General features: G+C 35.5%; 22 protein-coding genes. 12 read left to right on the top strand and 10 right to left on the bottom strand.

The features are described 5' to 3' along the window. Positions 1-88 precede the first annotated feature (88 nt). Entirely contained in the window at positions 89-1,654 is a 1,566-nt protein-coding gene (gene ahpF / locus AC5YC8_RS12775; RefSeq protein ID WP_496164778.1) for an alkyl hydroperoxide reductase subunit F, read from the top strand. Positions 1,655-1,898: 244 nt separating this feature from the next. Here the strand turns inward: ahpF and AC5YC8_RS12780 are convergent, their stop codons facing one another. The 3 genes from AC5YC8_RS12780 to AC5YC8_RS12790 form a co-directional block, all read right to left on the bottom strand. After that, positions 1,899-2,156 (bottom strand): YfhL family 4Fe-4S dicluster ferredoxin, encoded by a 258-nt coding sequence (locus AC5YC8_RS12780; RefSeq protein ID WP_496116797.1) that lies wholly within the window; start codon positions 2,154-2,156, stop codon positions 1,899-1,901. Between the two features lie 9 nt (positions 2,157-2,165). Beyond that, positions 2,166-3,575 carry a prephenate-dependent tRNA uridine(34) hydroxylase TrhP gene (trhP, locus tag AC5YC8_RS12785; RefSeq protein WP_496164779.1) on the bottom strand — a complete coding sequence of 470 codons (1,410 nt, stop codon included), beginning with the start codon at positions 3,573-3,575 and terminating at the stop codon, positions 2,166-2,168. A 77-nt stretch (positions 3,576-3,652) separates the two neighbouring features. Further along, positions 3,653-4,069, bottom strand: coding sequence for a Cd(II)/Pb(II)-responsive transcriptional regulator (locus AC5YC8_RS12790; RefSeq protein WP_496164780.1), 417 nt, complete (start codon positions 4,067-4,069; stop codon positions 3,653-3,655). A gap of 77 nt (positions 4,070-4,146) precedes the next feature. Between AC5YC8_RS12790 and AC5YC8_RS12795 the strand changes: the two genes are divergently transcribed. Further along, positions 4,147-4,776 (top strand): cation efflux transmembrane domain-containing protein, encoded by a 630-nt coding sequence (locus tag AC5YC8_RS12795; protein WP_496116800.1) that lies wholly within the window; start codon positions 4,147-4,149, stop codon positions 4,774-4,776. A 65-nt stretch (positions 4,777-4,841) separates the two neighbouring features. On the opposite strand, the gene AC5YC8_RS12800 is transcribed toward AC5YC8_RS12795, so the two are convergent. After that, the gene (locus tag AC5YC8_RS12800; RefSeq protein WP_496116801.1) at positions 4,842-5,621 is read right to left on the bottom strand and encodes a ferredoxin--NADP reductase; all 780 of its coding nucleotides are present in this window, start codon (positions 5,619-5,621) and stop codon (positions 4,842-4,844) included. A 104-nt stretch (positions 5,622-5,725) separates the two neighbouring features. Here AC5YC8_RS12800 and tsaA point away from each other — a divergent pair, with 104 nt between their 5' ends. The 5 genes from tsaA to AC5YC8_RS12825 all read left to right on the top strand — a co-directional run bounded on the left by tsaA (position 5,726) and on the right by AC5YC8_RS12825 (position 10,819). Next, a complete protein-coding gene (gene tsaA, locus AC5YC8_RS12805) occupies positions 5,726-6,436 on the top strand; it encodes a tRNA (N6-threonylcarbamoyladenosine(37)-N6)-methyltransferase TrmO (RefSeq protein ID WP_496164781.1) in 711 nt (236 codons plus the stop codon). A 70-nt stretch (positions 6,437-6,506) separates the two neighbouring features. Next, positions 6,507-8,264, top strand: a complete 1,758-nt coding sequence (gene tfpB / locus AC5YC8_RS12810) for a type IV pilus assembly ATPase TfpB (RefSeq protein WP_496164782.1) — start codon at positions 6,507-6,509, stop codon at positions 8,262-8,264. 81 nt (positions 8,265-8,345) lie between these two features. Further along, positions 8,346-8,702 carry a NirD/YgiW/YdeI family stress tolerance protein gene (locus AC5YC8_RS12815; RefSeq protein WP_496164783.1) on the top strand — a complete coding sequence of 119 codons (357 nt, stop codon included), beginning with the start codon at positions 8,346-8,348 and terminating at the stop codon, positions 8,700-8,702. 103 nt (positions 8,703-8,805) lie between these two features. Next, positions 8,806-9,468 (top strand): response regulator transcription factor, encoded by a 663-nt coding sequence (locus AC5YC8_RS12820; protein WP_496164784.1) that lies wholly within the window; start codon positions 8,806-8,808, stop codon positions 9,466-9,468. Position 9,469: 1 nt separating this feature from the next. Continuing rightward, a complete protein-coding gene (locus AC5YC8_RS12825) occupies positions 9,470-10,819 on the top strand; it encodes an ATP-binding protein (RefSeq protein WP_496164785.1) in 1,350 nt (449 codons plus the stop codon). Positions 10,820-10,928: 109 nt separating this feature from the next. On the opposite strand, the gene hemP is transcribed toward AC5YC8_RS12825, so the two are convergent. After that, complete coding sequence (gene hemP, locus AC5YC8_RS12830) at positions 10,929-11,096, bottom strand: hemin uptake protein HemP (protein WP_496116807.1); 168 nt, start codon at positions 11,094-11,096, stop codon at positions 10,929-10,931. Positions 11,097-11,238: 142 nt separating this feature from the next. On the opposite strand from hemP, the gene AC5YC8_RS12835 reads away from it, so the two are divergent. Next, positions 11,239-12,138: an NUDIX domain-containing protein gene (locus tag AC5YC8_RS12835; protein WP_496164786.1), complete on the top strand. Its 900-nt coding sequence runs from the start codon at positions 11,239-11,241 to the stop codon at positions 12,136-12,138. Positions 12,139-12,175: 37 nt separating this feature from the next. Here the strand turns inward: AC5YC8_RS12835 and AC5YC8_RS12840 are convergent, their stop codons facing one another. After that, a complete protein-coding gene (locus tag AC5YC8_RS12840; RefSeq protein WP_496164787.1) occupies positions 12,176-12,721 on the bottom strand; it encodes a tetratricopeptide repeat protein in 546 nt (181 codons plus the stop codon). 11 nt (positions 12,722-12,732) lie between these two features. Next, positions 12,733-15,120: a penicillin-binding protein 1B gene (gene mrcB / locus AC5YC8_RS12845; protein WP_496164788.1), complete on the bottom strand. Its 2,388-nt coding sequence runs from the start codon at positions 15,118-15,120 to the stop codon at positions 12,733-12,735. Positions 15,121-15,306: 186 nt separating this feature from the next. On the opposite strand from mrcB, the gene AC5YC8_RS12850 reads away from it, so the two are divergent. The 3 genes from AC5YC8_RS12850 (at position 15,307) to AC5YC8_RS12860 (ending at position 17,150) form a co-directional block, all read left to right on the top strand. Beyond that, on the top strand, positions 15,307-16,209 hold the full coding sequence (locus AC5YC8_RS12850; protein ID WP_496116811.1) for an NAD(+) kinase: 903 nt from the start codon (positions 15,307-15,309) through the stop codon (positions 16,207-16,209). A gap of 2 nt (positions 16,210-16,211) precedes the next feature. Beyond that, a complete protein-coding gene (locus AC5YC8_RS12855; protein WP_496116812.1) occupies positions 16,212-16,478 on the top strand; it encodes a YeaC family protein in 267 nt (88 codons plus the stop codon). Between the two features lie 237 nt (positions 16,479-16,715). Further along, positions 16,716-17,150, top strand: coding sequence for a hypothetical protein (locus AC5YC8_RS12860; RefSeq protein WP_496164789.1), 435 nt, complete (start codon positions 16,716-16,718; stop codon positions 17,148-17,150). A 260-nt stretch (positions 17,151-17,410) separates the two neighbouring features. Here AC5YC8_RS12860 and AC5YC8_RS12865 read toward each other — a convergent pair whose 3' ends face one another. The 3 genes from AC5YC8_RS12865 to AC5YC8_RS12875 all read right to left on the bottom strand — a co-directional run bounded on the left by AC5YC8_RS12865 (position 17,411) and on the right by AC5YC8_RS12875 (position 19,882). After that, on the bottom strand, positions 17,411-17,968 hold the full coding sequence (locus AC5YC8_RS12865; protein WP_496164790.1) for a DUF2799 domain-containing protein: 558 nt from the start codon (positions 17,966-17,968) through the stop codon (positions 17,411-17,413). A gap of 203 nt (positions 17,969-18,171) precedes the next feature. Continuing rightward, positions 18,172-19,176: a glycosyl transferase family protein gene (locus AC5YC8_RS12870; protein ID WP_496164791.1), complete on the bottom strand. Its 1,005-nt coding sequence runs from the start codon at positions 19,174-19,176 to the stop codon at positions 18,172-18,174. 187 nt (positions 19,177-19,363) lie between these two features. Next, complete coding sequence (locus AC5YC8_RS12875) at positions 19,364-19,882, bottom strand: type 1 glutamine amidotransferase domain-containing protein (protein ID WP_496164792.1); 519 nt, start codon at positions 19,880-19,882, stop codon at positions 19,364-19,366. Positions 19,883-20,308: 426 nt separating this feature from the next. Between AC5YC8_RS12875 and pheA the strand changes: the two genes are divergently transcribed. Then, a complete protein-coding gene (pheA, locus tag AC5YC8_RS12880; RefSeq protein WP_496116817.1) occupies positions 20,309-21,418 on the top strand; it encodes a prephenate dehydratase in 1,110 nt (369 codons plus the stop codon). Positions 21,419-21,460: the final 42 nt, after the last annotated feature.

Raw genomic sequence — 21,460 nt, forward strand, 5'->3', positions numbered from 1 at the left:
ATATAAAAACAAACTGTTTCCTCTATTTTATTGTTTGTTCTATGATTCTTTCATCAAATAAATATTTACTCCTTTGGAGACGTTAGCAATGTTAGACCAAAATACTTCAGCTCAATTAAAGACACTTCTTGAACGCCTTGAAAGCCCAATTGAAATTGTTGCGACTTTAAATGGTTCTGATAAATCAGACAAAATTAAAGAACTTGTGACTGAAATTGCTGCACTTTCTAATTTAGTCACTGCTCGTTTTGACGGTACTAATTCTCGTGCGCCAAGCTTTGGTATTGCTAAAGTAGGTGAGCAACCTCGCGTAAACTTTGCTGGTTTACCAATGGGACATGAGTTCACTTCTTTGATTCTTGCATTGTTACAAGTATCAGGTTATGCACCTAAAGTTTCTGATGAAGTTCTTGCTCAAATTAAAGGTTTAAACCTAACTGCTGACTTCGATGTATTTGTATCTTTAAGCTGCCATAACTGTCCTGACGTTGTTCAAGCGCTTAACTTAATTGCAATTAACAATCCAGGTACAACTGCAACTATGATTGATGGTGCATTCTTCCAAGACGAAGTTGAAGAACGCAAAATTATGGCAGTTCCAATGCTATTCCAAAATGGTGAGCACATTGGTCAAGGTCGTATGACTTTGGAAGAAATTATTGCAAAGTTAGATACAAATTCTGCTGTAAAAGATGCTGAGAAGTTAAATGCAAAAGAAGCATTTGATGTATTGGTAATTGGTGGTGGTCCTGCAGGTAACACTTCTGCAATTTATGCTGCACGTAAAGGTATTCGTACAGGTATCGTCGCTGAACGCATGGGCGGTCAGGTGATGGATACTATGGATATTGAAAACTTTACATCAGTACAAAAAACTCAAGGTCCTAAATTTGCTGCTGAAATGGAAGCACACGTTCGTGAATATGGTGTAGACATCATGAACTTACAACGTGTATCTGACATTAAAGGTGCAGATCAAACAGCAAATGGCTTAGTTGAAGTCACTTTAGAGAATGGTGCAAAACTAGAATCTAAAACAGTGATTCTTTCAACAGGTGCACGTTGGAGAGAAATGAATGTTCCTGGTGAGCAAGAATACCGTACTCGTGGTGTTGCTTACTGCCCACACTGTGACGGTCCATTATTCAAAGGCAAACGTGTTGCTGTGATTGGTGGTGGTAACTCAGGTGTAGAAGCAGCGATTGACCTTGCGGGTATTGTTGAACACGTAACATTGGTTGAGTTTGATACTAAATTACGTGCTGACCAAGTGCTTCAAGATAAATTGAACAGCTTGCCAAACACAACAGTCATCAAAAATGCGTTATCTACAGAAGTGGTGGGTGATGGTTCACAAGTAACTGCACTTAAATACAAAGACCGTGCAACAGATGAAATTAAAACGGTTGAGCTTGCTGGTATCTTTGTACAAATTGGTTTGTTACCAAACACAGACTTCTTAAAAGAAACTGCTGTTGAGCTTTCAAACCGTGGTGAGATTATAATTAACGACCGTAACGAAACCAATGTAAAAGGTGTATTTGCCGCAGGTGACTGTACAACTGTTCCTTACAAGCAAATTATCATTGCGACAGGTGAAGGTGCTAAAGCTTCTCTATCTGCTTTTGATTATATTATTCGTAGCGGAAACTAAGCGAAATTAAAAGAGCTGAAAGTGTCCCCAAACACTTTCAGCTCTAAACTGTAAAACATATTTTTTCTTTTTTGGGAACTTTGGATGCTAACACCAAAGTTCCCTTTTTTTATTTTAAGTTAAAAGTTCAAGGTGTTCCCCATACACCTTGAACTTGTCCCTTAATATACTTTTCTTATTCTAGTTTTTTTCTTTTTCCCCTGGTTATATTCTCTAAATGCAATATGTATGCCATGGATTATTTTTATTGCATACTAAATAAATTGAGTGCTTTAAACTTTGTTTCGAGTTGCTCTTGGGTTTCAATATGCTCAGGATGAGGAATAATGCACTCAATAGGACATACTGAAACACAAGTTTGATGATCATAAAAGCCAACACATTCAGTACAACGATCTACATCGATTTCATAGACCTTTGAACCTTCATAAATTGCGTCATTTGGACATTCTGGTAAACACATGTCACAGTTGATGCACTTGTCAGTAATGAGCAAAGCCATTTTAAAATCCTAAACCGCTTGATAAGCCAAAGACGACGCTGAAATATCAGCAGTAGAATTTGGTAAGTTACGAATAAGTAGAGCAAAATTCATATCAACATCGGCAGGGACAGGAATATCTACGATGTGACCTGAACCTTTTGCATCTTCAATTGAATTGCCTTTCTTGTCTAAAATTTCAGTTAAAGTAAATGTGATATTGCCTGAAGTTGTCATCAGTTCTAATGAATCTCCAACAACAAAACGATTTTTCACATCAATTTTAATGTAATTACCGTTACGTTCTAAAACTTCACCACAGAAAATTTGATGATCAAAAACAGATGAGCCTGTTTCGTAATTTTGATATTCACTATGTACATGGCGACGTAGGAAACCTTCGGTATAGCCACGGTTTGCTAAGCCTTCAAGTTGTGTCATTAATGCTGGGTCAAAGTCTTTGCCTTGTAGAGCATCATCAATTGCTTTGCGATAAATTTGTGCAGTACGTGCACAATAGAAGTACGATTTAGTACGACCTTCAATTTTTAATGAGTGAATGCCCATTTTTGTTAAGCGGTCTACATGTTGTACTGCACGTAAATCTTTTGAGTTCATGAAGTAAGTGCCATGTTCATCTTCTTCTGCAGCAAACATTTCTTCTTCATTACGTTGTAAAAGTACAGGTTCATTAAATTGGTTTTGTTCCTGCATGTGTTGTTCATCTGCATCCGCTTGTGAACCTGAACAGCTACAACCTGAATTTTCATCTAATTGTTTTACTGGAATTACATCGCCAGTTTCATCTTCTTTAGCATCGTGAATTTGATATTCCCAACGGCAGGCATTGGTACATGCACCTTGGTTTGCATCACGCTTATTCATGTAGCCTGAAAGCAGGCAACGACCTGAATATGCCATACATAAAGCACCATGTACGAAAACCTCAATTTCCATATCAGGCACATTATTTTTAATTTCTTCAATTTCTTCGATAGATAATTCACGTGACAAAATTACACGTGTTAAACCCATATTTTTCCAAAATTTTACTGTAGCCCAATTTACAGCATTGGCTTGTACAGAAAGGTGAATATCTACATCTGGGAAGTTTTCACGCACCATCATAATTAAGCCTGGATCAGACATAATGAGTGCATCGGGTTGCATTGCAACAACAGGTTCTAAATCACGAATGAAGTTTTTGAGTTTTGAGTTATGTGGTTGAATATTCACAACAACATAGAATTTTTTACCGAGCTCATGTGCTTCAGAAATACCAATGGCTAAATTATCATGGTCAAAAGCATTGTTTCTAACACGTAAACTGTAACGAGGTTGTCCCGCATAAACAGCATCTGCTCCATAGGCAAATGCATAACGCATATTTTTAAGAGAACCAGCAGGAGAAAGTAATTCAGTTACGTGGGAAAGCGTCATGTTAAAAGGCATATAAAAAATATGTCTTTATTGTAAGAATTTAAAAAAAAGTTTCAACCAAGTAAATTGGTCGGCTTTTAAGGAGAATTTGCCTCAAGTTGCTTTAAAATTTGGCAATCATCAATTCTAGAATCTGTATTACAGCTTGAGCGTAATTCAATAAGTTGAGTTTGGAATTTTTTTAATTCATTTATTTTATCAGTGACTTGTAGTATGTGGTCGTCAATTAGTTGATTGACAGCACTACAGCTTTGAGTTGGTTTTTGTTCTAGTTCTAAGAGTTTTGTAATTTCATTTAATGAAATTTCTAAAGCACGACAGCGCTTAATAAAGATTAATTTATTGAGTGTTTTTTCATCGTAGTAACGATAATTGTTTGCGCCACGAAAACTTGGATGAATTAAATCTTTCTTTTCATAAAAACGAATCGTATCGGTACTGAATCCTGTTTTTTCAGCCACATCTTTTATTCGATAGTTTTTTTGAAGATTCATACTTGACCTTAGAGTTACTCCATAGTTTTCAATAAGCATAATACAAATTGAATGACTTAGTTATTGAGGTTATGTAAATGGCATGTTCTTGTAGCAGTGCACCTGCACCACAAAAGCCAAATAGCAAATTTCGTACTGCATTATGGATTGCTTTGGTTCTTAATTTGGCTATGTTTTTTGTGGAGTTGGCAGGAGGGGCGTATGCACATTCATCAGCACTTTGGGCAGATTCATTAGACTTTTTTGGTGATGCGGTGAATTATGGCGTTTCACTTGCTGTGCTTGGTGCAAGTTTATATTGGCGTGCAACAGTGGCTTTAGCAAAAGGAATTGTCATGGCGACCTTTGGTTTTGTGGTTATTGCTAAAGTGATTTACGCCTATATTCAAGGAATTCCACCCGAAGCAATTACTATGGGTGCAATTGGTATTCTTGCTTTAATTGCGAACGTAATTTCTGCGGCAGTACTTTATGCATTTAGAGAGGGTGATTCTAATATGCAATCGGTTTGGTTGTGTAGCCGTAATGATGCGATTGGAAACGTAGCGGTAATTTTGGCGGCTGTTGGTGTGTTTGGTACAGGTAGTATGTTACCCGATTTAATTGTCGCGATGATTATGGCAGGATTGGGTGTAACAGCAGGGTATCAAGTAATTAAAAATGCAAGATTTGAACGTCAACAAAATAAAGTGTTAGATGCTCATTAATATTGAATATGATCTGAAATAAAAAACCGAAGCTTGAGCTTCGGTTTTTTTGATTCTAAAGAATCTTATTTTTCAACGAAAGCACGTTCAATCACGTAATCGCCTAACACACCCATTTTCGGTGATTCTTTAAGACCATGTTGATCAAGAAGCGCAGCAACATCGTCAAGGAATGCAGGGCTACCGCAAAGCATTGCACGGTCAGTTTCAGGGTTAAAACGTGGTAAACCAATTTTCTCGAATAAATCACCGCTTTCAATGGCAGTTGTTACACGACCTTGAGTGTGGAAATCTTCACGAGTAACAGTTGGGTAGTACACTAATTTTTCTTTAGCGCCTAATTCACCAAAGAATTCATGATTAGGGATTTCGTTTTCGATTAAGTCTTGGTAAGCCAACTCTGAAACGTAACGTGTGCCGTGAACCACGATAATTTTTTCAAAACGTTCGTAAGTTTCTGGGTCACGAATAGTTGAAAGGAATGGTGCAAGACCTGTACCTGAAGAAAGAAGGTATAAGTTTTTACCTGGGTTTAAATCGTCAAGAACTAAAGTACCTGTTGGTTTTTTAGAAACTAAGATTTCATCGCCCACTTTTACTTTTTGTAAAATAGAAGTTAAAGGACCATCTGGAACTTTAATAGAGAAGAACTCTAATTCTTCTTCGTAGTTTGCACTTGCAATAGAATAAGCACGCATTAAAGGCTTTCCATTTACTTCAAGACCAATCATCACAAATTGACCGTTTTTAAAACGTAATGCGACATCACGAGTAGTTTTAAAACTAAATAACGTGTCATTCCAGTGGTGAACGTGAGTAATCTTTTCGACGTTGAAAGCAGCCATTAAAGGTCTCAATAATTATCAAATTAGAACAGCTTGCTATTCTAATCTAAAATCATTCTCGATAAACTGAATATATTTAATTGAGCTTATCAGAAAAAGTGATTATGACTGATCTAAAAATGCCAATAATTGGTTATATGAAGTCGCCTTACACAGAAAAGTTTGGTATTCCACGTCAACCGAATTTGGTACAAGTCGAATCTTATATAGAAATGGTAGCGCCTTATAATGATCTTTTAGCATTTGAGGGTATTGATGAATTTAGTCATCTTTGGTTAATTTGGCAATTTCACGATAATAAAAATCAGCAGGAAAATCCGAAGTTTAAAGCACAAGTGCGCCCGCCAAGGTTAGGTGGAAATAAGAAAATAGGGGTGTTTGCAACGCGGAGTATGTACCGACCTTCGCCTATGGGTTTATCGGTTGTTCAATTTAGAAAAGTAGAAAAAGTGGGTAGATCTGTACGTTTATATGTGATGGGTAGTGATTTATTAAATGACACACCAATTTTAGATATTAAGCCTTATATTCAATATTCGGATGCCGTTCTTGATGCAAAAAGTGGTTATGCGCAAGATGAACCTTCACGAAAGAAAGTTGTTTGGTCGCAAAGTGTTCAAAATGAATGTGACAAATTATTAAAAGAACACAGATTATCGAATCAGTTGATAGATGAATTAAATCAAGTACTCAGTTTGGATCCTCGACCTGCTTATCAAGATGATGCTGAACGTATTTATAAAATGAAATTTGCAGAATTTGATGTTTCATTTCAGGTGATCAATCAAGAAATTTATGTGTTGCAGATTGAATGAAAAGCAGAGGAAAGTAGATTTAGAACATTCAATAATTTGGTATAGTGAGATCAGTTTTGGGGAAAGCGTAATGACATATAACTTTGAAATTGATACAACTTGGTGTTTAGAACAATTATTAAAAGATGGACGGATTACAGAGCGTGATCGGAGCTTAGTCCAAACAACACATCGTCAACGAAATCAATTGAAATGGCATGCTTTAGAATGGATAGCACATTTTAATTTAAAAGATCATGCTCATCCTCAAGCAATGCTGACTTTAAATAGACTAAGTCAGTGGTTGGCTGAAAAAGCACAAATCCCTTTATATGTGATTGATCCGTTAAAAGCAGATGTAACGGCTTTAACAGGCGTAATGTCACATGAGTTTGCATTACGTAACCGTATTTTAGCTGTGGAAACAAATGCGAATGAAGTTTTAATTGCTTCCGATCAGCCTTACCAAACAGAATGGTTAAGCAATTTAGAGCGTAGTTTATCTCCAAGAAAAATTAAGCGAGTTCTGCTTAGTCCAGATCAGCTTCAACGCTATATTATTGAATATTATCAAGTGAGCCGAGCTGTTTCAGGTTCACAAAAATCTTCTGCTTATGAACGTGACAACAAAGGTGTAGAAGCACTTTTACAACTCGGTGATACACAGAATCCAGATGCAAATGATCAGCACATCGTAAAATTGGTAGATTGGGTATTACAATTTGCCTTTGAACAAGGTGCAAGTGATATCCATTTGGAACCACGTAAGGACAACGGTAAAATCCGTTTTCGTATAGATGGTGTGCTGCATACAGTCTATAACATGCCAGCAAATACACTTATGGCCGTGATTTCTCGCATTAAAATTTTAGGGCGTATGAATGTTGCAGAAAAGCGTAAACCACAAGATGGTCGATTAAAAACTCGAACTCCAAAAGGTCGTGAAACAGAACTTCGTTTAGCAACTTTACCTACAGCATTTGGTGAAAAGTTGGTGATGCGTATTTTCGACCCTGATGTATTGGTTCGTAGTTTTCAACAGTTGGGTTTTGAAGGACATTTATTAGAAAGTTGGAAAGCTTTAACCACGCATAGTCACGGTATTATTTTGGTGACAGGGCCAACGGGTTCGGGGAAAACGACCACGCTTTATTCAACATTGAAGCAACTTGCGACTGAACAAGTCAATGTCTGTACTATTGAAGATCCAATTGAAATGTTGGAACCAAGCTTTAACCAAATGCAGGTGAATACAGGTATCGATTTAGGCTTTGCTGATGGCGTGCGTGCTTTAATGCGCCAAGACCCAGACATTATTATGGTTGGGGAAATTCGAGATCACGATACTGCTAATATGGCAATTCAAGCTGCACTTACAGGGCATTTGGTACTTTCAACGTTACATACAAATGATGCGCCATCAAGCTTAACTCGTTTGCATGATTTGGGTATTCAATCATTCTTAACTTCAGCAACTATTTTAGGTGTACTTGCGCAACGATTAGTGCGTACCTTATGTCCACATTGTAAAGAAAAAACAGTAATTAATGAGCAAGAATGGAAGCATTTAGTATTTGATTATACGGTGCAAACTCCTGACCATGTTTATAAAGCAGTTGGTTGTGAAGCATGTCGAAATACTGGCTATAAAGGGCGTGTCGGGATTTATGAGTTCCTACCTTTAAGTATAGATATGAAACAGCAGATTAGTGCAAATGCACCTTTAGGTGAATTAAAGCTTCTCGCACAAAAAGAGGGTGTAGAGCCTTTACGTATTGCAGGGGCAAGAAAAGTGGTTGCAGGTTTAACCACCTTAGAAGAAGTGCTAAGAGTAGTACCTTTAAATTAATTATTTCTGTCTTAATATTCGCCTCATCTTTGTTTGTTTTAATAGCTTTATCGAAATGACAAACAGAGATAGAGGCAAAAAATGAAAACTTTAATTAATACACTTTTATGTACTGTATTACTTGGTTCAGCGACAACTGCAATGGCTGAAACGGCTGTAAATCAGCAAGCGCTGAATAAAGTAGTTACTGTAAAACAAGCATTAACAATGAAAGATGATGCTAAAGTTCAATTAAAAGGCTATGTTGTTAAATCTGTTGGCGATGAAAAATATGAATTCCGTGATCGTACAGGTTCAATGACGGTAGATATTGATGATGAACTTTGGATGGGTAAAGAAATTTCAGCAAAAACACCCGTTGTGATTATTGGTGAAGTAGACATCGATTATAAGCCGATGAAACGCGTTGAAATTGATGTAGATGCAGTTAAATTTTAATTTGCATAGAAAACATGAATTTATGATGCTAAAAGACCACATATTTTTGTGGTCTTTTTATGTAAAAATAACATGATATCAATCTATGGAAAGGAAGTTCATCATGAGAATTCTTTTAGCAGAAGATGATTGTTCTCAGGCAGAAAGCATAAAAACGTGGCTAGAAATGGATGGTTATTCTGTTGATTGGGTAGAGCGCGGTGATCATGCAATTTTAGCAATAGAACAACATCAATATGATTGTATCTTATTAGACCGTGGTTTACCGAAAGCAACGGGAGATGAGATTCTGAAAAAGATAAGAGAAAATCAGTCGCATATTCCCGTAATATTTCTAACTGCAAAAGATAGTATTCAAGATCGGGTTGATGGCCTAGATTTAGGTGCCAATGATTATTTGGTTAAGCCATTTAGTTTGGAAGAATTATCTGCACGATTACGTTCACAACTTCGACAAATGCAAGTGACAAATACCAGTAAAATTCACTTTGCAAATTTAGAGTTAGATATTGCTGCCAAACAATTAAAACTGAATGATGAGCTTGTCGACTTAACAGCAAATGAGTTTAAAATTTTATATAAACTTATGCAAAATCCAACGCATACAATTACTAAAGAACAACTTCAGGAATCACTCTATGCTTGGGGTGAGGAAATTGAAAGTAATGCAATAGAAGTATTTATTTATCAAATTCGCAAAAAAATTGGTAGTCAATATATCAAAACGATTCGTGGGTTAGGTTACAGAATGAATCAGGAAAACTAATATGTCGGAACATCCAAAATCGACAGTTTCATTACAACATCGCTTAGTTAAAAGCTCAATGATCGGCTCTGTATTTGCAGGGCTCATTGCGCTTGTGTTGTTAATGGCAATTAGTACTTATCAAGCTTTGAAAGTACAAGATGAAATTATGGATGAAATTTCTGATATGTTGTTAATTGATGATATTTCTAGTGTTTCCAATTCACAGTTAGATGAGCTGAGTGAAGAGTTTGATATTCAATATGTATTGAAAAATCACCAACAGGTACTATCACATTCTGAAAATTATGATGCAGTTACTGAAAATTTTGAACCTGTAGATAAAGCATATAATGTGATCTGGAAAGATGGAAAGTTATGGCGTACTTATATTCAAACGAATGATGGATTATCGACGTATGTCATTCAACCTTTGAAATATCGTTTTGAACATTTGCTGAATACATTTGCTGTCTATGTTGGTGTCCTGTTGATTTTATGGTTAATTCAATGGCTATTTATTCGAATTATGATCCGTCGTCAATTTAAAAGTTTTAATATTTTGGCACGACAAATTTCTGAAAAAAATGCAGATGATTTAGCACCTATACATACTCAGAATATTGAGTTTATTGAGTTTATTGAGCTTCAGCCAATGATTTTGCAATTGAATAAATTGCTGCAGCGCTTGGATACATCTTTGCAAGCAGAACAACGATTTACTTCAGATGCTTCGCATGAGTTACGTTCACCACTTTCAGCTATTCAAATGAGGCTACAACTTTTACAACGTAAATATTCAGATCAAGTTCCCTTACAGCAAGATTTAAAGCAAATTCAACAAGACGTAAATCGAGGAACACTCGTACTTGAAAATTTACTGTTACTAGCAAGATTAGATCCTGAAAATCAGCGAAGTTTAGTTAGAGAACAGGTAGATTTAAGTGCGCTAGTTAAAGAGGTAGTTTATGCCTTACAGCCGTTTATTGATGAAAAAGCGATAGATGTTGGTGTGAATATAGATGAGATTTTAAATCTTAATGTTAATAAGCAACTGATGTTTATTTGCATCCGAAATATTTTAGACAATGCAATTCGCTATCTTCCTCAAGCTGGAAAGGTTGAAATAACAAGTGAAGTTGTTGGAAATTGTGTGAAATTAAAAATCATTGATCAGGGAAATACTGTGACTGATGAAACAATTCAAAGAATGGGAGAGCGGTTTTATCGTGCTTTAGGTACTAAAACGGTAGGGTCTGGTTTAGGTATTTCAATTTGTAAAAAAATTATTGAATTACATTCTGCTCATATTGAGTATTCCAAAAATCAATATGGTGGATTATCGGTCATCATATCGTTTCAAGAAAAATAGTTTTAAATATTTTTATGATTAGTTTTAAGCTTTAGTGAGCAATAAAAAAGCAGTATGCGCTGACTCATACTGCTTGTTCCCACGCTTATTATTATATTTTGGGTATTTATTATTTTGTCAGAATTAGGCGATTATTACGTGTTAAGCGTAAACGGTATTCTTCGCCAGCATGCATAATTCTAATTTCACGGCCTAAAGAAAATAAGTTGTTTGAATATAACATTGGTAAAGAGTGAGCTGTTTCGTTACGAGTAAATAAGCTAAAAGGTGCGTTCATTTTTGTTAACTCCGTGGTGTGTGGTGAACGATTTAAATGATAATCATTATCGAATAGACCTGTCAATAATTTATTTTAAAAATTTGTGTAATCAGATAGAACGTATACACTGAGTTTCTGAAACAAAGAAAAGGATGGTTTCATGTCAAAGCCTCAGTTAGATGTTGCAATTGGTTTACTTGTTCATAAAAACCAAATTTTGGTGGGGTGGAGAGAAGAAAATCAACATCAAGGAAATAAACACGAATTTCCTGGTGGCAAGGTGGAAAATGGTGAAATGCCGATAGATGCTTGTCGTCGTGAAATATGTGAAGAGGTCGGGTTAAATTTAACAAGCTGGCAAAAGTTTGATCTAATTAGACATGAATATGATGATGTTATTGTCCAACTACATTTTTTTATTACTCAGATATCTACTGAGGACAGTCAAAGAATAGAAGCACCATGGAAATGGATCGCAAGAGATCAGTTATTCGATTTAAATTTTCCTAAAGCAAATACTGCAATTGTGAAGCGTTTATATTGGCAACGTCTAATTAAGATTAGCCATGATTTATCTGTATTAACCGATTTACCAGATGATCGATTGTTATATTGGCGTATAGACGCCTCTGAATTTTCACATGAAAATTTCTCTGCATGCAGTATTGAAAAATTATCTAAGCTTATTGTGAATTTTGATATTTGGAATAAATTAGGTGATTTACAACAGAATGCAATTCAAACGATTCATTTAAAACAAGAGCAATTATTGAAACTGACTCAAAGCGATTTAAATTTAACAAAAAGATATATTGCCGCATGTCATAGTTTAGATGCTTTAAAGCATGCAGAGCAGATTGGTTGTGATGCTGTGTTTTTAAGCCCAGTATTCAACACAGAAACACATCCTGATGCAGAAGCTCTAGGTTGGGATAAGTTCGCTGATATGGCAATACAGGTGAATATGGTGATATTTGCTTTAGGAGGGGTGTCACCTGAACTATTAGCTGATGCACAAAAACATCATGCATACGGTGTGGCAGGCATTCGAAGTTTTTAGTCGGTATTTATTTTTGACCCCAAAAATGCATTAAAGTCTAAAGTGACTTCAATGCATTTTTTGCTTCTGTAACTGCTTTTATATTGTTTTGCTTTTGAGCTGCATTTTGAATGGTAAGCCAAAGCTGACGTTTCATGGTATTGGTTTGTGCATAGCTTAAACCACGTCTAGCTAAAGACTCTGCATTTTTTGCATTGTCCTTTTTCAATGAAATAAGTGATAAATACAAATATGTGTCAGCAGATTGGGGGGCAAGGCGTTGAGCTTGTAAAACAAGACGTTCAGCTTTATCGAACTGACTTGCGTTATAACTGGTTTTAGCTTGAGTCATTAAGCTTTTATAGGCAGGTAATGACTCTCCATCTTCTAACTTTTGTTTCACGCTAGATGTTGGTGGTGCTTGTAGTTTTTCACGCTTAATTTCATCAAGCTCGTAGGTTTTAATGACTACACCATGTTCATTTCTAAACTCTTTAGCTTGAGGCTTAGAAGAATCGGTTTTTTTAGACTCTGGCTTGCTTGGGAGGCTTTGACACCCCACTAAGCCAAGAATAATGCATGTGGTCGCTATCAGTTTATACATAGAATAACCTTTTAGTTTGCAAAGCCACCGCTAGAAATAATACGTCCGCCATTTTCATCGGTGCTATCACTTTCACGAATCAGGTTTTCTATACTGTCAGAACTTTCAGTATTTTCATCATCTGTTTGTGTATCAGGATTGTAAGATGCTGTTGGATCATAGTATGGCAAACCGCACTCTGTTACTTGAGTTGGTGCTTTATTGCGTAATACAGGAATATTCATCGCACCATTACAGTTTGGTGCAGATAGGAAACCTGAATAACGATCTAACCATAACCATTGAATATTATCTGGTTGGCGTAAATTGACAGGTTTTTGGCGTAATTGTTTCATTACGTTTGTCCAAACAGGAAGCGCGCCTGTTGAACCTGTTAATCCTGTCGTTGCATTATTATCTAGACCAAGCCATACAACGGTTGCATAGTTGCCTGAATAGCCTGCAAACCAAGAGTCACGTGTATCATTTGTTGTACCTGATTTACCTGCCAGTTTTAAGCTTGGTGCTAAAACAGAATTTGCTGCACGTCCTGTACCTGATGCAATAACTTGTTGTAAGCCATAATTGAGCATATATGCAGATGATGGGTCTATAGTTTGTTGAACGGTTAGGCTATAACGGTCTAGCACACGTCCTTTTGCATCTACAACAGTACGAATAGACTTCACAGGATATTGGAAGCCGCCAGTAGCAAAATTATTGTAAATGTTTAAAACTTCAAGTGGAGATAAATCTACAGCACCTAAGAATGTAGAAGGGTAGTTTGGAATTTTATTCGCATCGATGCCAAACTTCATTAATTGGTTGCGGAAACTACTTACCCCAAACTCTTGCCCTAAACGAACAGCAGATAAGTTGTATGAGTTTGCAAGGGCTTGAACCATAGGTACTACGCCATGCTCACCGCCACTATAGTTTTTAGGCGTCCAGTTTTTACCATTTGAAGGAATACTAATGTAGCTATCTTCAATTGGCGTTGCCCAGTTATAACGACCAGACTCTAAAGCATTTAAATAAATAATAGGTTTGAGTAATGAACCAACTTGGCGTTTTGCATCTAATGCACGGTTAAAGCCTGTAAAATCTTGCGTTGAACCAACAGCTGCAACAAGCTCTCCATTTTCAGGATGAGTGATAACGACCGCACCTTGCAAGTCTTTTAAGCGTTTAGGATTACCATTTGCTAAACGTGCAACGGAAGATTTAAACGCATTTTGAACATTGGTTTGTGCAACAGGATCGAGTGTTGTAAAAATACGTAGACCTTGGTTAGTTAAATCACTTTCTTGATATTCTGCACGAAGTTGGCGACGTACAATATCCATAAAGTCTGGGAAACGTGAAGGTCCTAAAGTTGGCTTATTAATAACATTGAGTGGGCGAGCACTTTCAGTTTCAAATTGCTGTTCTGTTAAATACCCCATGACCAACATATTGTGTAAAACAATATTGCGACGTTTAAGTGCACCTTCAGGATTTCTCCATGGATTGAATAATGTTGGACCTTGAACTAAACCCACTAAATAAGCTTGTTGTGCAATATTGAGTTCACGTAAAGGTAAACCAAAATAAAATTGAGCAGCTAAACCATAACCATTAATCGAGTAGTTACCGTTTTGACCTAAGTTCACTTCATTTAAGTAAGCTTCTAAAATTTCATTTTTATCGTAGTGCAATTCAATAAGCATAGCCATGAATGCTTCATTTACTTTACGTTTTAATGTTCTTTCAGGAGATAAGTAAAAATTCTTTACAAGTTGCTGAGTTAGTGTTGAACCACCTTGACGTTTACCACCTGTTACATTACTTACAAGCGCACGTGCTGTACCACGAATAGAAATACCATGATGACTATAAAAGTTACGATCTTCCGTTGCAATTAAGGCTTGAATAAGTGGTTTTGGTACTTTATCTAATTTAATAAGAACACGGTCTTCATTATGTTGAGGATAAATACCACCAATAAGCATTGGCTCTAAGCGTGCAATACCAGTAGAAGATGGCTTAGTCGCACTGACTTCAGAAATAGAGTCATTATTAAATGTAACTTTTAAAATTTGCTCAGGCTCTACGCTATCGCCAAAATCGAAGCCACGTGTATGTACATAAACAGAATTACCTGAATTGGTGTAATTGCCTGTTTTTGTATAGTTATCTGAATTTTTATAACCCAAAAAATTTAATTCTTGAAGAAGATCTGACTGGCTAACAGGTGCATTGCTATAGATTTCTAATGGGCGAGCAAAAACTTTTGCTGGAATATCCCATCTATTGCCTTCAAATTTTTCACGAACAATATTATCCATACGAATAAGATAGATACTAAATGCTACAAATAAGGCAATAACTACAATACAAAAAAGAAGGGCAAATATGCCAATGCCACGTTCAGACTTCATATATCAGAATAAAATATTATTAAATTATGCTAATCATGCGAAGCTTTTAATCAATTTGCAATGATTAATGTGTTTATATCTTTAAAAAACTCATATATTACTAAGAGAAATTTCTAGTCCTAATTTTTAAAATTTTCTGTGATAGTGATATTATAGATAACGAATCGTAGTGGAGCGATATCGCTGGTGCAAATTTCACATAAGAATTTTCGTAACATTGGTTTAATTGGACGTCCAGATAAATCTTCAGTTGTTGAAACTATTAGTCTTATACATGATCATTTAATTAATATTGGTCTACATCCAGTTTTTGACTCGGAAACTGCTGAACTCGTCCCATATAAAAATACGCAAACTGTAAGCCGTGCTTTATTAGGTGAAGTGGTTGATTTAGTCATTGTTGTAGGTGGTGACGGTTCGTTACTTCATGCTGCACGTGCATTGGTCAAGTTCAATACGCCTGTAATTGGTGTAAACCGTGGTCGTTTAGGTTTTTTAACAGATATTAATCCAACAGAAGTGATTTTTAAGCTTGATCAAGTTTTAAAAGGTCAGTTTCAGTTAGATCGTCGTTTTCTTCTAGAAATGGAAGTTCGTTCAAAAGGCGAAATTATTTACGAAGCCATTGCGCTCAATGATGTTGTATTACATGGTAAATCTGTTCATATGATTGATTTCGATTTAAGTATCGATGGTCAGCATGTTTATCGTCAGCATAGTGATGGTTTAATTGTATCTACACCAACAGGCTCAACGGCTTATGCTTTATCTGGTGGTGGACCTATTTTGCATCCGAGTATGGATGCAATAGCACTGGTTCCTATGCATCCGCATACTTTATCTTCGCGACCAATTGTGGTGGGTGGACAAAGTGAGGTTAAAGTTGCTGTACGTGAAAATCGTGTAATGCCGATGGTGAGTGCGGATGGGCAACAAAGTGTTTCATTGGGTGAAGGTGATACTTTGCATATTCGTAAACATCCTTATAAACTTAATTTACTTCATCCGCCGGGCTACGATTTTTATATGGCTTGTCGTACCAAATTAGGATGGAATCAAGATTTTGAATCTATGCAAAAACAGGATTAATTATGAATATTGAACAAATGTTAGCGGCACTCAATCCTGAAATTGTAGGTCGTTTAAAAACAGCAGTTGAAATTGGTAAATGGCCTAATGGTATTGCTTTAACGCAAGAACAACGCCAAACGTGTATGCAAGCTGTTTATGCTTGGGAAATAAAGAACCTTCCTGAAGCAGAACGTAGTGGTTATATTGACCGTGGTACCAAAGAAGAAGATGAACATTGTGACTCTCATGTTGAAGAGCCAGAGTTTCAACCTGTTCGTTTTATTTAATTAGTAAATATAATGGTTTGTTAAATAATCAAAAGCCCAATATTAAATTGGGCTTTTGATTATTTGTGTATTTTAAAAGGTGTATATTATTACTTTAATCGACACTCAATATTACACATAAATGAACAGCGATTCCTATCTCATTTGGACACATTAGGGTTTGTATAATCGCTATTATGTTAAATAATCTAAGCTCTTTACTATAAAATTACTCATAAATTATTTAGATATAGCAAAATGAACGAACAGGAAATTTATCAAAAAATTGGCGAACTTCTATGGTCAATAATGGCAACAGAAGCAAGAATTATTTTTTGTGAAGGATATATTTATCCTGATACTAATTCATGTAGTTTTGAATGGTTAACTCAAAATAATAAAAAAGATTCATTTGAATTTGATGACTATCCAATTGAAATTGGAAATCAAATCATATCCTTAATAACAAAGTTGAGAGCATTCGATGTTTTTAGAGAAAAATGGACACATTTTAAAATTTCATTAACGGAAGAAGAAAAAATAGGTTTTGAATTTGCTTATATTCCTGAAGAAGATAGTTGGGTAAGTCTTTATATGAAAGGCATTAGTGATCTTTCTGAAGAAGAATTAGATAAAGATTATCCTCAAATTCCGAAAGACTTATGGAAAGAAAGATTAAGAATTAAGAATTAAGAATAGTTATAATTAACATAATACACGTTATACGAAATGCTAATTTTTATTCCTTTTAATTCAATTATTTAATACTAATTAAAAAGCCCATTCTCCATTGAATGGGCCTTTTAATGGATTTTTTATGTTTCGCACTTAATAAATAATCAATTTTTACTGTTTTATGTAGTCTAATTTAATTCTGAAGCAGAAAGAAATGTCCAAATAAAATAAGAATAGATATCTGAGTAGTTATTGATTTTGTAAAAAGGTAATGAAAATTACCATGAGTTTAAATTCTTAGCTCTTTTAAAGCGCTCTACTGTATCTTCAGCATCATAATAATTCCTCATGATACGACTACGTTTGAACTCCAAGTTACTTAAGCTATTTTTATATGATTTTTTAACATCCTCTTTAAGATCTTTATTTTCTAGTAGCTTTTCATAGCGTTCAATTTCTTTTTGCAGTCCTTCTTTTTCACGATTTGCTTCGTAGTAGGAGTTACTTACATCGTAATAGGGTTTTAGATACGCAAGTTCACTTGTGGGGCAAATCATATAATTCGCGCTACCACTAAGACCAAGATCGAAAATATTTTGTGGCGTACAATATAGTTTTAGCCCAGCGCTATAACCTGTATTGTAGCGTGTTTGATTAGGTGTAATATTTCCTTTGGCACAAGCTTTTGTATAACTTGCAAACCTGAGTTTATCGTATCCTTGAGAAGCATCGTTATATCCGACATCTTCCCATTGAGCAATTTTGCATTCTTCAACGCTCATTGCTGAACAACCGCTGAGTAAAATAATTAGGCTGAATAAAGTAATTGGTTTCATTTAGTTATGTGTATTTGTAATAATTATCAAAAATATTACATATTTTGTGACTTATTTCGCTAAATATTTGGTATTTTACAAAAATATAATCTCAACTTAATAACTCTAGATTTGAGTAACAATTATTGAATGCGATATAGGCTAAAGCTTTTTTGTCATTTTTTAATAAGTTTAGCCTATATTAGATGGTTGATTTATCAGATTTATTTTTCTGCAAGTCGGTTTAACCAAAGTTTTTCTGCTTCAATCATTGCTTCTTCATAGCTTGAGCAAACGCGCATTGTATATAAAGCGATTCCGATTGTTTCGATAACAGCGGTTTCACCATATTCATGCGATTGTTGACCTTCCCAAACCGCTTTAAAAACATCTAAATTCAATTCTTCTTCGGTTGGGCTGCGATTATCGGTTAATTTGGGTAATTCGTGCTCATACATTTCACCATCTCTAATACCACAAATTAATGTTTTGGCATCTGGATTACGTTCAAATTCGCCACCTTCACCTTTAATCACAGCACTATTTTTATAACCTAATTGAAATGCAGCACGTTGATGAGAGCTTCTGTATGCAGGATGGAAAATGGCTTGCATCGTTGCTTTGGCATTAAATGGATTAATTAAACGTGCAAGTGTATGAATAGGGGAGCGTAACCCCATTACATTTCTAAGATTAATTAAGTCACTTAAAATAGGTGAAATAACATCTAACGGTAAGTAGGCAAAGTTTTTTTCTTGAAGTTGTTGTTCAATATCTTTTTGATTTTGGCAAATAGGGAAGTTTAAAAATTCTAAAACTTGTTCAGTGTATAAACGGTTGATGGTATGACCAGAAGCACCATGCATGACGACTTTGTAGCCATGTTTTGCAAGTGTTAATGCAGCAAGTAAAAACCAAGGATAATGTTTGCGTTTACCAGCATAAGATGACCAGTCTAAATCTACTTCGAGTGGTTTAAATTGAAGTTGATCTTTAGTGGCTTGAACAAAACCTGTTAGTTCATCGACAGATTCTTCTTTTACACGAAGAAGCATTAAGAATGCACCAAGTTGAACATCAAGAACTTCATCTTTTAAAATCATTGAAAAAGCTTGATAAGCTTCTTCATAGGTGAGCGAGCGAGCACCATTTTTGCCTTTGCCAATAATACGAACAAATTGTGCAAAAGGATGTTCAAAGTCTTTATAAAGATTGCGCTTGGTATTCATTAAATCATCATCAACAGATTACAGCTAAGACAATATGCCATAAAACGAGATGAAATAAGCGAATGATGATGGGTTTATTGGGAGAGATTAATAATTTTAACTTTAAATAGATTGGTGATTACGCATGAATTTTCCAGAGATTAATGGTGTATCTAGAGAATAAAAAGAGCTGTAGCTCTTTTTATATTTAAAGTCGAAGGACATTTAGACTTTCTTTAATAAATGCATTTAAGTCTGCTTGAGAGCGAGAACTGATATATAGGTTATTGTCATTCACGACAGCTTGATCTAAAAATACAGCACCAGCATGAATCACTTCAGATGAAATTTGTTCATGCGTTGTAAGTCTACGCCCTTTAATAACATTGGCATCAATCAGCAGCAGAGGACCATGACAAATACAAAAAATAGGTTTGTATAAGTTCGCAAAATGACGAACAAAATTAATAAATCTTTCATCTAAACGTAGATGTGCTGGAGACTGACCACCGGGAATCAGTAATGCATCAAAATCATGTGCAGATACATCATCGATACTTTTATCTATGGTTGTATTATGTTTGTAGTTTCTACCATGAATCACATGACCTGCGTGTGTATTAATATTTGTAACGAGATGGCGTGCAGCACGAAATGCTTCTACGGGTTCAGCATATTCGTCATCTGCATATTGGTGGGTGACTAAAACAGCAATTCTCTTTGACATTTTTATTCCTCGAATTGTTTAGCACGACGTGTTAGGTTTATTTTTAACAAAAAATATAAATGCTTTTGTATTAAATACGTGATTAAAGTGTTTATTTTTAAAATTATAATTACTTTTCAATAAAATAAATTTTATCAGTTTTAGTAAATCTAGCTTTGAATAAGAATGTTTTAGTTGTTTTTATGAACTAATTTAGCAGAGTTAAAGGTAGAGTTATCACTTAAACTTCTAATATTCATAAAACCTTTTCAATATACAAATATCTTGAATTAATGAATGATATTCAAAGCTAAAAAAGACAATAGAATTGGTAAAAACTTCAATTGAGTAAAATTAAGGCTGAGTAAAGCAAAGTCTTATTGCGCAACATTTGAAAGCTAACTATTGTTATACTGTCAAAAATATGTTTTTAAGGGCATCATAACAATGATCAACGACGATCAAAACACAACAACTTCTCTTGATTTAGGCAAAATTCGTGAGGATATAGACTCTGTAGACCAGCAGATTCAACAACTCATTAACCGCCGTGCAAAACTGGCTGAAGCAGTGGCTAAAGCAAAATTTGCAGCAGAAGAGAAACCATTGTTTTACCGTCCTGAGCGTGAAGCACAAGTTTTACGTAATGTTATGGAGCGTAATGAAGGTCCACTTTCAGATGCAACAATGGCACGTTTATTCCGTGAAATTATGTCTGCATGCTTGGCTTTGGAAGCACCGCAAAGCATTGCCTTCTTAGGGCCTGTAGGAACGTATACGCATTCGGCTGTTTTAAAGCATTTTGGTCAAGATGCGGTTGTGCGTCCATTACCAACAATTGATGAAGTATTTCGTGATGTAGAAGCAGGTAGTGCACATTATGGTTTAGTGCCTGTAGAAAACTCATCTGAAGGTGTGGTGAACCATACTTTAGATTGTTTTAAAGCATCACATTTAAATGTGATTGGTGAAGTTGAACTTCGTATTCATCACCAATTTCTAGTATCTGAAAACACACGTAAAGACAGTATTAAACAAATTTATGCACATCAACAGACTTTGGCGCAATGCCGTGGCTGGTTAGATGCAAACTATCCAGGTGTTGAGCGTGTTGCTTTAAGTTCTAATGCAGAAGCTGCGCGCCGTATTCGTAATGAGTGGCATTCTGCTGCTATTGCTTCAGAAGTTGCAGCAAGTATTTATAATTTAGAAATTTTGCATGGCAATATTGAAGATAATCCAGAAAACACAACACGTTTCCTTGTGATTGGTCGTGAAAAAGTGCCACAAAGTGGTAATGATAAAACGTCATTACTTATTTCTGCACATGACCGTGCAGGTGCTTTACTTGAAATTTTAGCACCATTTGCGAAGCACAATATCAGCTTAACAAGTATCGAAACACGTCCTGCACTTCCTGAAAAATGGGCTTATGTATTCTTTATTGATTTAGAAGGTCATATTGAACAAGAAAACGTAAAATTGGCGATTGAAGAAATTCGTCCATTGGTAAAAGAAGTACGTGTTCTTGGTTCTTATCCAATTGCAGTTTTATAAGATTGCAACCGTGGTTAATGTCAGGGGGAGATTAACCACAAT

Source organism: Acinetobacter sp. FY731 (assembly GCF_059515905.1).